Below are 15,101 nucleotides of genomic sequence, written 5' to 3' on the forward strand. Positions count from 1 at the left end.
AGATCGACTCGGAATCGATTTCCCTTCGTTCGCACAAGTGGTTTGAAATACTGTTCGAAATAATCCTCTGACATTATCTTTCGGTTTTGACACCGAAATGTCCAGTGAATGCGTCCACCGATTGTCCATCCGGAACTCTCAGAGCCGTTTTTACTGTTATTCCGGTCAGTGAAGGACCATTCTAACAATCAAGACTCTGAAGTTCGCGGAGCTGATGTTCGGACGATTTCGGGTTTGCTCGGCAAGTCTTCCGAAAACGCGTGAGTTGAGCGATTCTTCGATACGCTTACCAAACCACCCGCAAGGAACTCTCTTCCATCAGAAGTTCAGGGCGTATTGAACAATCAAACCTGCGAAAACAACACTCACCATGCTCATCAATTTGATGAGGATGTTCAAACTGGGTCCGGAAGTATCTTTGAACGGATCCCCAACGGTGTCTCCGACAACCGCAGCTTTGTGAGCATCCGTCCCTTTTCCGCCATGGGCTCCCGACTCGATATACTTCTTCGCGTTGTCCCAGGCTCCTCCGGCATTTGACATCATGATCGCCACGGCAAACCCACTGGTAAGTCCGCCAGCGAGCATTCCCATCACACCACCGACTCCCAAAACCAGACCGACTGCGACTGGCACGAGAAGTCCAAGCAACGCAGGCACGATCATCTCCCGTTGGGCAGCTCCGGTACTGATGTCGACACATGCTGCATAATCCGGTTCACCTGTCCCTTCAAGAATCCCGGGAATCTCGCGAAATTGGCGCCGGACTTCTTCAACCATGGTCTTGGCCGAACGCCCGACAGCTTTCATCGTCATGGCACAGAAAACGAAAGCAAGCATAACCCCCATGAACATTCCGACGAGAACACGCGGATTCATGATCGTGACGTCATAGTACCTGACGAAATCAGGCATCCGGGCGGTTCGTGCTGGCACGATGATTCCACGATCGACCAGATCAACAAGATCGAGCGTGACGACTTCCCCGACTTTTGCCTCAGAACCAATCATGTCTTGTGTTTGCTCAGTCTGAACCCGAGAGATCGGAGGGAACACGAGGTAAGCCTCGTTGTCTTTGGCATCATCAGTGGTCCGTACCGCAAGAACTCCAGAACGGACCACATGGGCCTGTCCTTCGGTCAAGTCCTCCGTCATCGCAACTTCAACACTGTCAGCCCATCGATCGAACCCGACTCGAACTTCCTCCAGATAAGCTGCGAGCAGAGCCAGCGCAGTCAATGCCGCGGAACCGATTGCAAATCCCTTTCCAGTGGCTGCGGTTGTATTTCCCAAACTGTCCAAGGCATCAGTACGTTGACGGACTTGTGGGTCCTGCTTACTCATCTCCGCGTTTCCGCCCGCATTGTCTGCGATTGGTCCGTAGGCATCCGTGGCCAAAGTGATTCCGAGAGTGCTCAACATCCCAACCGCTGCGATGGCGACGCCGTACAAGCCCATCGCGAAGACGGACAAATCGCTAAACTGAAACCCCGTGCACGCACCAAACGCAAGAATAATGGCCACCCCGATCACAACGATCGGAACCCAGACGCTGTAAAGTCCTTCGGCGACACCAGCGATAATCACAGTCGCAGGCCCCGTGACAGCCTGATCGGCGATCCGTTTCGTCGGGGAATAGACGTCACTGGTCGAATACTCAGTCCACCAGCCAATCACAATTCCCGAAAAGAGCCCGACCAGGACAGCGGCAAAAACTCCGAACATCTGCGAACCGTAGCGGAGTCCGTCTGCAGCCAGTTCTTCCGACATCGACGAAGAGGGAATCACAAGCATCAGATAAACGAGCACAGCTGCCACGAGGGCAACGCCGATGCTGCTTCCATTAATCCCATTTCCCAATGCGCGCAAGAGCTTTTTCTGATCAGCATTTTCATCCGTTTGAACGAGAAACACCCCCACGATGGACAGCCCGATTCCGAGTCCGGCCAGCACCATCGGAAGGAGTAACAACATCAATTGCATTTTGATGTGACCGTGATACGCAGCCACGCCAATCGCAGCAGACGCCAGAATTGAACCGCAATACGATTCATAAAGGTCAGCCCCCATGCCCGCCACATCGCCGACATTGTCTCCCACGTTGTCAGCAATCGTCGCAGGATTTCGCGGGTCATCCTCAGGAATTCCAGCTTCCACTTTCCCCACAAGGTCTGCACCGACATCGGCAGCCTTCGTGAAGATTCCTCCACCCACACGGGCGAACAACGCCTGACTGCTCGCTCCCATTCCGAAACACAGCATCGTCACGGTGATCTCTTCGAGAGTCATGTCCGCACCGAAGAGAGGAAAGATCCAGTACAACACGCCGAACCAGAGGCAGATATCCAAAAGACCCAACCCGACCACCGTCAGGCCCATTACCGCTCCACTCCGAAACGCAACCTGAAGCCCGGAATTCAGACTGGTCTTACACGCTTGAGCTGTCCGTGAACTTGCCAGTGTCGCCGTCTTCATCCCGCACCAGCCCGCAAGTGCCGAGAAAAATCCTCCACTCAAAAACGCAATCGGAACGACTCCCGACAACGCATTGAATCCAAAGGCAACAATCATCAGCAGGACACTTGTCACTGCAAAGAAAATCCCGACCACACGATACTGTCGCCAGAGATAAGCATCCGCTCCATCGCGAACATAACCAGCGATCTTGACCATCAGGTCGTCGCCTTCGTCCTGTTCCAGCATCCACTTAAAGAAGAAGTACGCGTAGTACAAAGCAGCAATTGATCCGGCGACCGCGAGAAGCCAACTGAACACGACGCTGAAAACAGGGGCAGCTGCTTCGGTTGTTTCTGCTCCAAAGACCGGCCCCGAGAATAACGCAGCTGAGACTGCGGTGCCCCCCCTTAAAAGATTCTGCGGGCGTTTTAACCAGTACGACTCAACACCGAACATTGACATACGCATCGTGCTCCACTGTTCTGTGACAGATTCAGTGCATCCCAGCTTGGCTGGGTCTCTGACCGCGTTGATTCGATCTCGTCCTCAAACGGTTTGTGAATCAACAAGTGGATTGACCACAAATTGCTTCACACGTTTCAGGATCACTTTGGAAATCATCGGGAACCGACAATGACCATGAGTCTCGATGAACCAAAAGGACGTGATTCGAATTCGACCAAATGAACATCATACACTTAGTCGCTCGTCGATGCTCGAAGTCTAAATCTGATGAAAACAGAATGTCAATGGCCTCCAGCTGATCGCAGGATTGTTCGCGGTTCAAGAAGTCCGTCATTCACAGCAACAGCCTGTCCGCATTTTCAATCACGCTCAAGCCTGTCACAATGACATCAATCATTCCAACTTGTCCCTTGCTGAGGTCAATGAAATGCGTGCTTCCATCTTCTCCGTCTTCATGGCGGGACTCATTTGCTTGGTGTCATCAAGTACTTGCCAAGCCCAAACCGAAACGATCATCGACAATGACTCGAGAGTCCAAAAGATCTCGGGAGACTTCAAGTTCACCGAAGGTCCTGTCTGGGACAGAGAATCGACTCTTTACTTCTCTGACATCCCCAACCAGACAATCCACTCCTGGACAGCCACTGACGGTGTGCAATCGTTTCGAGTGCTCGACGGAAGCTGTAATGGACTGCGGATCGACAGCGAAGGAAGGATTCTCGTTTGCCAACCAACAGGCCGTGCTGTCATTCGCATTTCACGAGACGGTGAAGTCGAGACGCTTGCCAGCTCTTATGAGGGAAAACGTCTGAACTCCCCGAATGATTTATGGATCGATCCCAGCGGAGGTATCTATTTCACTGATCCTCGCTATGGAAGTATGGACGACCTGCAACAAGGTGGATTCCATGTCTATTACATTCCGGCCGATGGGTCACCGATCAAACGAGTCATCGACGATCTCGTCAAACCGAACGGAGTGATCGGAACTGCCGATGGAAAGAAGCTGTTCGTCGCAGACCCAGGGGCCCAAAAAACCTATGCCTACGAAATCACCGCCCCGGGCGTTCTTGGAAAGAGAACACTCGCTGCCGACAGCGGTTCCGATGGACTCTCGGTCGATTCACTCGGCAACCTGTATGTGACCGGCCCCTCCATTCGCGTCTTCAACACAGACGCTCAGGAAATCGCATCCATCCCCGTTCCCGAAAATGCAGCCAACATGACTTTCGGAGGCGCCGATGGAAAGACGTTGTTCATCACAGCCCGTACAGGACTTTACTTCGTCAAATTGAACGTGACCGACGGATCGGACCCGTTCCTGAATCGTGCTTCCTCAAAGTGATTCAAGCGGGGTTTTCCTGCACAACATCTGGAAGATCATTCATCGACTCCAGAGCCTTGTCCGTGCTTTCCGGATCAACTTCACGACAGGTCTCTGTGAGTCTTTCGGAGATGGAATCCAGTTCCGCCTCCCACTCCTCCTGATCGGCTCCCACAGGACACGTTTGCTTGAACTCCTGACAGAGAAGGATCATTCTCAACAAGTGCCGGGAAATGACTCCTTCCTGTTTCGTCAGATCACGACTCGTCACGTACTTGTGAAAGTCTCCCCCATCGTGCAGGAGATCTCCGACGACCCAGACAGCCCGCGTTCTCAGATCTTGAATCCCCGGATAGTCTGAGTCGAAGAGTCGACGCAACTTATCCCCAAGTGGGAGTGCGTACTTCCGAATCTCTCGACCAAAGTTATCAAGCTCCGGTTCCGCAGAATCAGGATCGAGATCAGACTGTGTCACCAGACCGCGTGAGATCAGTTCTCGATCGAGACGAAATCGCGCGAGGGGCCCGGGAGGAAGTTCACTCGGTGGCGGGACGCGAACAAGTGGAACCACCGATCCGGGAACTTCCAGCAGACTCTCCAGAATCTGAATACGCTCTGCCGTGTCAGCAATCCCGAGATGATCAAGCAGGAAGGTTCCGTAAAGCGGATGACACCCCCGAAACGAAATCAGAAGGTCAATTCGATCCGTTGGAGTCGCAGTCACCGGGAGATAATCTTTTCGCTCATCGGCTTGCGAAGGATGAACAACTTTCGGAACAGCTTCTTTCGAGCCTCCATCAGATTCCGAATTTGAAGAGAGTGCTTCCTGGAGCAATGCTCCAAACGTTCCGACTGAAGCCTCTGACTCTGATTCATCTTCCGACTCTTCGACTTCCGCTTCAGGACTCTGATCGTCATTCACATCATCTGCGACAGCTGGCTCTTCGTCGTCCAGAAGCCCGGCACCGAAGCCGTCATCTTCAGCAGCTGATTCCGATCCGTCGCTGACTTCAATCGACTCATCAGGAATCGGCCAATCGCGAAACACACGTTTGACATGCTCAGGAGGTTCCGGCTCAAGATCGATAAAGTCGCCGGAATAGAGGGTGAACAGCAACTGAGTCAGTCGCGCGTCGACTTTCTCTTTCTCCTTAGGTGGCAACAGTCGCTTATGTGCGAATTTCCGAATCCGCGAGACCTCCGGAGAGATCTTCAACAGGTATCCAAGCAGTCGCCACGGCAAATCACCTCGGCTCGAAAGATTCGCTGGCGGCGCAGCGATCACACTCTGAAACTGATCTTCGTTCCAATACTGCTCATTCTTCCGACGAGTCGGCATCTTCTTCTTGAGCTTCTTCTTCATCCGAATCAGATTCGGGTCTTTGGTGTCTTCCGGAATCTGATCGTACTGAGCTTTCCAGCGAGCGATTTTGACATCATCTTCATGAGCCATCGCGAAAACATAACCTGCGTCATCAAACTGAGGCCGTCCTGCTCTCCCGAAAATCTGATGCGCTGAACTTGCGTCGACTACTTTTTTCTTGCCGGGTGGTCCCTTCAACAAAGATGTGAGAACGACCGAACGCGCCGGAAGATTAATCCCCGCCGCAAGCGTTTCCGTACACAGACACACCGACAAAAGCTTCTCCTGAAAGAGCTTTTCAACACGTCGCCGGTACTTCGGAAGCATCCCAGCATGATGAACTCCAACGCCCCGCATCAGCAGTTGTTTGAGTTTCGGACCGGCTCCAACCTTCCAGTCCCATTCATCAAGCCTCGCAGCAAGTTGCTTCTGCTGCCCACTGGCAAGCAGCGACTTCCCTTTGAGTGTTTCAGCGATCGTCCAACATTCCTGCCGGTTGAAACAAAAGACAAGTGCGGGCGTTCGCTTGGTGACGTCCGTTCCGTCTTGCATCTGCTCAAGCTGTTCAGACAGAAGCGCATCACCGACCCAGTGAAAACTCAGCGGAACCTTACGATCTGAACTCTGAATCAACTGGACTTTGCGGTTGTGTTCTTTGCGCAACCACATCAGAAACTCGACGGCATTTCCGACTGTCGCAGAGAGCAGCATCAATCGAACATGCTGCGGAAGTAGGGCAAGTGAAAGCTCCCAGACGACCCCGCGTTCCGGATCGTTGAAGCTGTGAAACTCATCCATCACGACAGAGCTGACCTGATCGAAGTCAAACTCTGACTGAGTCAGCAGTCGGTTCAAAAGGATTTCCGCCACGACAACCCGAATCGGAGCATCCGGATTCACTCTCCGGTTTCCGGTGATGAGTCCAACCGAGTCCGGTGAAAATCCCCAGCGAACAGCGGCTTCCTGAAGCTCATCAAACTTCTGTTCCGACAGTGCGATCAGTGGCGTTGTGTAATAGGCCACCTTTCCCGTATGCAGTGCCTCGAACATCGCTGCTTCGGCAATCAGCGTTTTTCCCGTTCCCGTCGGGGCACACAGGAGAATTCCTTCCGAGTCCGAGAACCATGAGAGGAGTGCTTCCTCCTGAACGGGATACGGATCGAAGGGAATCTGATCGAGACAGAGTGAAACCAGATCTCCGCGATCAACGGACGGCACTTCTGCGGAATCGGACGTCACTGGCCAACTTTCCGTTTCTAAAGCATTTTCGGATTGAGTTTGCACCCACTCGCACGAGCAAACTCAGCCTTTGATCTAACGAAACAGCGCAAGCGAGTGCACAGGAAAGAGCAACTTGCTCTCAAGCTTCTATCGAGATGGACTCCGCGAATTTGAACGACGAACGAAGATCACCCAATCAAACATGCCGGGTGCCGACATAAAGAAAAACCCCGCGCTGGGCGCGGGGTTCGGTTCTCGTTCCATTTCAATCAGACAAGATCAGGCATCAGATTCATTCGCTGAATCACTCGCCCCGACGGGAGCAAGATCTTCCGACGATGTTGATTCCCGATAGTCTCCCTGGAAGTCGAGTTGCTTTTCGCCACCGACTTCTCGAACAGAGACTTTGATCTGATTCTTTCCGTCGAACTGACCTCGGAGTAACTCTTCGGCCAGTGGATCTTCGACGTAAATCTCGACGGCACGGCGAAGCGGACGAGCACCGTAATCGGTGTGATCTCGCTCGCCTTGATCCGATTTACTCTTGTCGACGATCAACTGTTTCGCTTCATCGGTCAACTCAAGCAGCAATCCGCGTTCGCCAAGACGTTCCCGGACTTTCTTGAGTTCGAAGTCGATGATCGATTTCATGTCGTTGTCGGTCAGTTTGTGGAAGACGACAACTTCATCAAGTCGACCGATGAACTCCGGCTTGAACCGTTTGCTCACCTCAGCCATGACGTTTTTCTTCATGTCGTCATGAGCAGCGTCTTCGTTCTGTCCACCGAATCCGAATGCAGAGTTTGCAATCGATTTCGCACCGACGTTTGTGGTCATGATCAGGATCACGTTCTTGAAGTCGACTTTACGACCGAAGCTGTCCGTCAGATGTCCTTCTTCCATGATCTGCAACAGCATGTTGTAGATGTCCGGGTGTGCTTTCTCGATTTCGTCGAGCAACACAACCGCGTAAGGACGTCGACGAATTTTTTCGGTCAGCTGACCGCCTTCTTCGTAACCGACATATCCCGGAGGGGCACCGATCAGACGACTGATGTTGTGCCGCTCCTGGTACTCACTCATGTCAATTTGAACGAGTGCTTCCTCATCGCCGAACATGAACTCGGCGAGCGTTTTCGCAAGCAACGTCTTTCCGACCCCGGTTGGTCCGGAGAACAGGAACGTCGCTGTCGGACGTTTAGGATCTTTCAATCCACTACGGCTACGACGCACAGCTTTACAGACGAGCTTGATCGCTTCGTCCTGGCTGACGACTCGCTCATGCATCACCTTTTCCATTTCCAGCAGACGGACTGTGTCTTCGCTGGAAAGTCGTGTGAGTGGCACTCCGGTCATCTTCGCGACAACTTCGGAGATGACTTCGGCGTCAACGACACCGTCTGTCTCTTGTGACTTCTGTCGCCACTCGCTGGTGATGGACTCTTTCTTCTTTTTGAGTTTGTCCGCCTGATCTCGAAGATTCGCGGCCTTCTCAAAATCCTGATTGGCAACTGCTTCCTCTTTCTGAGTATTCAGCCGCTCGATGTCTTCTTCGAGTTCTTTCAAGTCTGGTGGTCGAACCATGGACTTCAGTCGAACGCGGGCACCTGCTTCGTCGATCACATCGATCGCTTTGTCCGGCAGGCAACGTCCGGTGATATACCGACTCGAAAGCTCCACAGATTTTTCGAGAGCATCGTCAGTGTATTGCACTTTGTGATGCTGCTCGTATCGGTCGCGGAGACCTTTGAGAATCTCGACAGCCTGGCTCTTTCCGGGAGGATCGACGAGCACCATCTGGAATCGTCGCTCAAGAGCTGCATCTTTTTCGATGTACTTCCGATATTCATCCAGTGTCGTCGCACCGATACACTGCAACTCACCGCGGCTGAGGGCTGGCTTCAACACATTGGAAGCATCGATCGCTCCTTCTGCGCCACCGGCTCCAACAAGAGTGTGCAATTCGTCAATGAAGAGGATCACGTTCTTGGCGCGACGAACTTCGTTCATCACAGCCTTGATTCGCTCTTCGAATTGTCCGCGATACTTCGTTCCGGCAACCATCATCGCCAGATCGAGCACGACGATTCGACGATCGCGAAGCAACTCAGGAACGTTGCCATCCACAACCATCTGAGCGAAGCCTTCGACGATGGCTGTTTTTCCGACCCCTGCTTCACCGAGAAGAACAGGATTGTTTTTCTGGCGGCGACAAAGAACCTGTGTCACACGTTCGATTTCGTCAGACCGACCGATGACTGGATCAAGCTTGCTTTGACGAGCGAGTTCGGTGAGATCGCGTCCGAAGCTGTCGAGAGCCGGAGTTTTGCTCTTGGCTCCTTTGGCAGCGGTTCCGCCACCTCGTTCCGACTGTTCGGCGCCTTCGAGTCCATGACCGAGCAAGTTCAAGACTTCTTCCCGGACATCTTCGAGTTTCAATCCGAGATTCATCAAAACCTGCGCAGCGACTCCTTCCTGCTCACGCAGCAACCCCAGCAGAAGGTGCTCTGTTCCCACGTAGTTGTGATTCAAGTTCCGCGCTTCTTCCATCGCGTACTCGATCACTTTCTTCGCACGTGGAGTCTGTGGCAGCTTTCCCATCGTGACGAGATCAGGACCGGACTGAACGATCTTCTCGACTTCGAGCCGAATCTTTCGCAGGTCGACATCAAGATTCTTCAGCACATTCGCTGCAACACCTGATCCTTCTTTGACAAGACCGAGCAGGATGTGCTCGGTACCAATATATTCATGATTGAACCGTTGAGCCTCTTGGTTGGCGAGTTGCATCACCTTGCGGGCTCGATCGGTAAATCGTTCGTACATGTATTCGCTCCTGTTCTTCTGACCCAGCCCTTTCAATTCCGCCAAAAAACGGTTTCGGCACGAATGAAAGCTTGAAATCGACCTCGATGCATCATGCTGAAGAGGCCTCCAGCTTGAATTGTGTCTCCGGGAAAGAATGCTGATCCGTCTTGGATTCTAGTCCCGAGAAATGAACGGGACAAGATTTGCCCACGGCTGCACACGGAAGTTGCATTGAATATCACAAAGAAACCGCGAAAAACGGGCTCGAATGGAACAACGCCCGCCGGAACCTTCGTTACCCGGAAGCAATTGAAACGTTTCGAGACACTCTCAAAGTTGCTCTCGAATCAACGTCACCAGTTGCATGAGGCTCCCGTCAGCGAATGCTTCCTCGAACCGGGCATGCCGGTTCCGGTCAATCCGCTCCCGTCTTGTCGCTGTCCGAAGGGACCCCGTTCGAAGTTCTCACTCCGCCGAATCAACACCTGAATCGACGCCAGCAAACAACGGAATTGGTGCCGCTCAGGAAAGCGAGTCGAGCCCCGGATCAATAGTTCCGGATGACCCCCACGAGAACTCCGAGAATCTCGACATTGTCAGAAAAGATCGGACTCATCATGGAATTCGCAGGCTCGAGACGAAAACGACCTCCTTCTCGAAAGAAATGCTTGAGGGTCGCTTCTTCTCCATCGACCAGCGCAGCCACAATTTCTCCCTGATGAGCTGTCGACTGCTTTCGAATCACCGCGAAATCCCCATCCGCGATATGATCATCGATCATCGACTCGCCGCGCACTTTCAGACAAAAATGATCGTCGTCATTGAAAAGATGCGCGAAGTCAATTTCTTCAAGGTCTTCCACTGCGAGAGTCGGCGACCCTGCCGCAATCTGACCAGCAAGCGGCAGCGAGACTTTGTCCCGGCCAATCGATTCCGTCAGGCGAATCGCCCGCGACATGTTTTGTTCACGAGTAATGAGCCCTTTCTTCTCGAGGGCTTTCAGGTGACACATCACGCCGTTGGGCGACTTAATCCCGAAATTCCCACCAATCTCACGGACGGTCGGCCCGTAGCCGCGATTTACAATTCGATCTTTGATGAACTCATAAATCGCCTGCTGACGAGGCGTGAGCTTTGACTGATCGCCCATCGCGTTCTCCCTTTGAGGAAAGCCACATCCGGAATAGTGTTCGTTAATTCAGGAAATATACTCCTGTCCACGGTTCAAGTGTACCCTAGACTTGAACATTTGGCAATTTTCATGCAGACCGCAACTCGCCGACGCAGAAACTACTTCGACTGATTAAACAGGACCTGCGTTCCGTCCTTGCCAGCGACGACGATATCGATGTCGCCATCCCCTTCGAGATCAGCTGCTCGAATCTGCAGACCGATGCCAACGCTTCCACTCTCAATAATGTGCTTTTCGAAGTGGCCTTGATCATCAATTGTGTAGTAGCAGATGAGTGGTGGATCAGATCCGCCGGGGTCTTTGCCGTTGTGAGCACGAACACGCTTACCTGTGATCAACTCTTCTCGTCCATCACCGTCGAGATCAGCAAAGTGAATGCAGTGCAATTGTGAAAACTCGTCGTCGATCACTTCCGTTCGAAACTTGATCTTGCCGCTTTCATCGGTTTCTTCCGCATAGGAAATCATCAAGCCGTAATCGTGCGGATTCCCCCACACGACATCATTCCGCCCGTCCTGATTCATATCCCGAACGATGACCGGATCACTCCACTGCTTTTGCCAGTCCGCGTGATACCGCCATTGCCCCACCAGCGGATCACCTTCCGGGCACTCATGCCAGCCGGTCCCGGTGAGAATGTCATCTCGTCCGTCGTTGTTGATGTCTCCGATTCCGAATCCGTGCCCCTGTCCTCCTTCACTGATGAGGTGTCGCGTCAAAACCGGCACCTCGAACTCCAGCGTTGCTCCACCTTTTCCGGGAGCAGTTTGAGTTTCTGTTCCGAACTTCCAGACGATCAGCGGATTGTCGCGAATCCACGAGTTGGAAACCCACTCCGGAACACCATCTTTATCAAAGTCGTGCAAGAAGCTCGCTTCGTTCTGTCCGAAGCCAGTATCGACAAGCAAATGTTTTGGCCACTGAAACCCCTGTTGCAACTTCTTGCTCCCGGGATTCTCGTACCAGTAAACCTCAGTTTGAAAGAATCCCCCCGCCACAATATCGGGCCGACCATCACCATTAACGTCGTGAATGAAATCGCCATTGGAATGAACGTACCCGTTGACATCCTCAAACCCGCGAACCGGACGGGCAATCCAGTCTCCATTTCGAAACCAGAAGCGACCTGCCACCACGTCCAACAACCCATCGCCATCGAAGTCTGCGACTGCACATCCTTCGTTGGCGTCGACGGCAAGCTGCCGCACTTCAAATTTGACGGGATGATCACCGAGCGCGGGAGCGACGGACATCAAGAACATAACCAGGCAGATTGCAAAGCGTCTCATTCAACAGTTCCTCAGTGGTGCCTTCTTGCAGAATCTCCGAACCGAATCTTCGCCGACTTCAGCGGAAAGAATCAACTCATCAGAAAACTTTCTTGCGTTCCCGTGCCAACACATTCGAAACTGTCTCTCTGAAACGGGTCCAATCGCGGCGAATACTGGATTCGCAAAATGCTTCAAGGTATGATCGCTGCCAGCTCCTCGACGTCAGCAGATCCGTGTGGTACGCGACTTGCTACACTGAGAGCCAGAGACTTGGGTGCTGTACATTTAGGCGTTTCACGCAAGGACTTAGTCAGCACAGCCAGCAGCTTGCACCTTTTTTAAGCAATACTGCTAAACGGAACAGCAACCTGTTCCCCAATCTCTTGCAGGAAGCAATTCAGGTAGTCCCTCTTTCAAAATCCCATAGAAATTGAGAGTCGGGAACACCTCCGACTACTTCGGGCGTTTCACTTCTGACGTCCGCGCTCGAAAATCGGAAGTCACTTCGGTTGCAGGCCCTCCTGCAGATTCCTGGTTGACGTCAGGTGAACGATTTTTTCAAGGAACAAACAAGAATGAGCAGCTCAAAGGCAAAACTCGAGTACATCTGGCTGGACGGATACAAACCAACCCAGAGCCTTCGCGGAAAAACCAAGATCGTCAAAGACTTTAGCGGCAAACTCGAAGACTGCCCGATGTGGAGTTTCGATGGCTCCTCAACCATGCAGGCCGAAGGTGGTTCGTCCGACTGTTTGCTCAAACCCGTCGCACTTTACAAAGACCCAGCCCGTAAAGACGGCTGGTTGGTCATGACGGAAGTGATGAACCCCGATGGAACTCCTCACCCCTCGAACGGTCGCGCGACAATCGAAGACGACGACGAAGATTTCTGGTTCGGCTTCGAGCAGGAATACACCATTTGGGATATCAGTATTAACCGACCGATCGGATTCCCCGCCGAAGGTTACCCTGGCCCTCAAGGTCCTTATTACTGCTCCGTCGGAGCAACCAACGCGATCGGTCGTGACCTCGTCGAAGAACACCTCGAAGAATGCCTCGAAGCAGGCTTGAACGTCGAGGGAATCAACGCCGAAGTGATGATGGGCCAGTGGGAGTTCCAGTGCTTCTCCAAGGGAGCCAAAACAGCCGGCGACGAAATCTGGATCGCTCGCTATCTCCTGGAACGCTGCGGAGAACGCTACGGTTACAAGATCAACTGGCACTGTAAGCCAATGAAAGGGGACTGGAACGGTTCCGGGATGCACGCCAACTTCTCGAACTCCATCCTCCGAACCGCAGGCGACAAAGCTGTCTACGAAAAGATTTGCGAAGCGTTCGCCCCAACCGTCCCTGATCACATCGCAGTCTACGGTGCTGACAACGATCAGCGCCTGACCGGATTCCATGAAACTCAACGAATCGACGAGTTCAGCTACGGAATCTCAGACCGTGGTGCATCGATCCGAATCCCAATCGCAACAGTCGAATCCGGCTGGAAAGGTTGGCTCGAAGATCGTCGCCCAGCTTCAAACGCCGATCCTTACAAGGTCGCCGCAGTCATCATCAAGACTGTCAAAGAAGCATGCAAAAACCTGTAATTCAGTGAGGTGAGTTTTCACCTCTCACCAATACGAGAAACGCCCGGCAATCCGCCGGGCGTTTTTCTTTTGCGCTCTCCTACGTCCAGCGACCAAAGCCAGGAAGATCCATCTCTACTGCGATGCGAGCGGTTTCCCAAAACACGTGCTGCCTCAGAAACCGTTTTGCCACAAATACAGGCACTCACTCGATTCCGCCGAGGAACACTGCGTCTGCAAATCCCAGCTTCGGAGCTTTCCAGAAATCGACAGACAACAACCTCAGACGAACTAAAGCAGCGCGTCTCTGGCGTCACGGACGTCGGCCATCATTTCCTGAACGGACTGATACCGATCCTTCTTCTCTTTCTCGATCGCTCTGAGAATGATCGCTTCGAACGCTTCCGAAATATGCCGTTCCGGAGCACGTTCCCGTGGAGAAATGGGGTCGTCATGGATAATCAAATCGAATGTCTTGCGCACTGTCTCTCCCCGAAACGGCTCCTTGAGAGTCATCAACTCATACAGCATCACACCCATGCTGAAAACATCCGACCGCTCATCAATCCCTTTGTGTCCGAGGATCTGTTCCGGTGACATGTAGAGTGGTGTCCCGGGCAGTTGTCCCGACCGGGTCAATGTCCTCAGTTGCTCTTTGTCGTTCGTCTTGGAGTCAGGATGAGGCTTAAAGTCTTCCGGCTCCCAGGGTGGATCTTCGACGCCCCAGACTTTGGCCACACCCCAGTCGAGAAGAACAACTTCCCCGAACTGCCCCAGCCAGACGTTTTCCGGCTTGATGTCACGATGAATCACACCGTGCGCATGAGCGAAAGCCAGAGCTTGGCTCACCTGCAGGAAAATCTCGACCAACTCAGACATTGGATAGGCTTGAACAGCACTCTGATCACGATTGGCCAGCCGCTTGATGGCTTCGTAAAGATCTTCGCCGCGAAGCAACTTCATCGTGAAGAAAATTGAATCCCCTTTGGTCGTTCCAATCTCATAGACAGGGATCGTGTTGGGATGCGCCAACTGTGCCGTCACGCGAGCTTCCCGCAAGAATCGACGCCGTTCTTCTTCGTCGTTTCTCAATTCGTACCGGAGCGTTTTTCTCGCAACCATTCGCCCCACAATATTATCAAAGACAGCTTCGAGATAGGCCTTACGCCCGTTGAACAACAGCCGTTCATCGGTGTACCTCAAGTACCCTTCCTGAAACATTTCAGGAAGATCCCGATCAGTTCCGGAGAGAATGATCTGAGGATATCCTTGACTTGGATTCGCCACGACTGATTCCTTATATGTTGCTGATTGAGCGCCGTGTAAGTTTTTGGGGAGATGGCCCGAAGTTGACTGTCCCACAGCCCCCATCATAAAGCAACTCCAGACCTTTTTCATGGCGCCTCAACACGCGGCTGAACCA

The 15,101-nt window shown here is 52.7% G+C and carries 9 protein-coding genes; 3 read left to right on the forward strand and 6 right to left on the reverse strand.

All coding sequences use genetic code 11. The features are described 5' to 3' along the window. Window positions 1-318 precede the first annotated feature (318 nt). Window positions 319-2,925 carry a sodium-translocating pyrophosphatase gene (locus KOR42_RS12335; RefSeq protein ID WP_231740894.1) on the reverse strand — a complete coding sequence of 869 codons (2,607 nt, stop codon included), beginning with the start codon at window positions 2,923-2,925 and terminating at the stop codon, window positions 319-321. A gap of 424 nt (window positions 2,926-3,349) precedes the next feature. Between KOR42_RS12335 and KOR42_RS12340 the strand changes: the two genes are divergently transcribed. Continuing rightward, window positions 3,350-4,267, forward strand: a complete 918-nt coding sequence (locus tag KOR42_RS12340) for an SMP-30/gluconolactonase/LRE family protein (RefSeq protein ID WP_146510134.1) — start codon at window positions 3,350-3,352, stop codon at window positions 4,265-4,267. A 1-nt stretch (window position 4,268) separates the two neighbouring features. Here the strand turns inward: KOR42_RS12340 and KOR42_RS12345 are convergent, their stop codons facing one another. Continuing rightward, window positions 4,269-6,848 carry a DEAD/DEAH box helicase gene (locus KOR42_RS12345; protein WP_146510135.1) on the reverse strand — a complete coding sequence of 860 codons (2,580 nt, stop codon included), beginning with the start codon at window positions 6,846-6,848 and terminating at the stop codon, window positions 4,269-4,271. Window positions 6,849-7,109: 261 nt separating this feature from the next. Continuing rightward, window positions 7,110-9,656, reverse strand: a complete 2,547-nt coding sequence (locus KOR42_RS12350; RefSeq protein WP_146510136.1) for an ATP-dependent Clp protease ATP-binding subunit — start codon at window positions 9,654-9,656, stop codon at window positions 7,110-7,112. A gap of 365 nt (window positions 9,657-10,021) precedes the next feature. Here KOR42_RS12350 and KOR42_RS26610 point away from each other — a divergent pair, with 365 nt between their 5' ends. Next, a complete protein-coding gene (locus tag KOR42_RS26610) occupies window positions 10,022-10,192 on the forward strand; it encodes a hypothetical protein (RefSeq protein WP_197441118.1) in 171 nt (56 codons plus the stop codon). Here KOR42_RS26610 and lexA read toward each other — a convergent pair. Both lexA and KOR42_RS12360 read right to left on the reverse strand, forming a co-directional pair. Continuing rightward, the gene (lexA, locus tag KOR42_RS12355) at window positions 10,186-10,788 is read right to left on the reverse strand and encodes a transcriptional repressor LexA (protein ID WP_146510137.1); all 603 of its coding nucleotides are present in this window, start codon (window positions 10,786-10,788) and stop codon (window positions 10,186-10,188) included. The two genes, KOR42_RS26610 and lexA, sit on opposite strands and share 7 nt — an antisense overlap. Before the next feature lie 140 nt (window positions 10,789-10,928). After that, the gene (locus tag KOR42_RS12360) at window positions 10,929-12,119 is read right to left on the reverse strand and encodes an FG-GAP repeat domain-containing protein (protein ID WP_197441119.1); all 1,191 of its coding nucleotides are present in this window, start codon (window positions 12,117-12,119) and stop codon (window positions 10,929-10,931) included. A gap of 557 nt (window positions 12,120-12,676) precedes the next feature. Between KOR42_RS12360 and KOR42_RS12365 the strand changes: the two genes are divergently transcribed. Next, window positions 12,677-13,699 carry a glutamine synthetase beta-grasp domain-containing protein gene (locus KOR42_RS12365; RefSeq protein ID WP_146510138.1) on the forward strand — a complete coding sequence of 341 codons (1,023 nt, stop codon included), beginning with the start codon at window positions 12,677-12,679 and terminating at the stop codon, window positions 13,697-13,699. Window positions 13,700-13,969: 270 nt separating this feature from the next. Here KOR42_RS12365 and KOR42_RS12370 read toward each other — a convergent pair whose 3' ends face one another. Further along, window positions 13,970-15,076: a serine/threonine protein kinase gene (locus KOR42_RS12370; RefSeq protein ID WP_231740895.1), complete on the reverse strand. Its 1,107-nt coding sequence runs from the start codon at window positions 15,074-15,076 to the stop codon at window positions 13,970-13,972. Between the last annotated feature and the right edge of the window lie 25 nt (window positions 15,077-15,101).

It is taken from the genome of Thalassoglobus neptunius (genome assembly GCF_007859735.1).
GTDB classification, from domain to species: domain Bacteria; phylum Planctomycetota; class Planctomycetia; order Planctomycetales; family Planctomycetaceae; genus Thalassoglobus; species Thalassoglobus neptunius.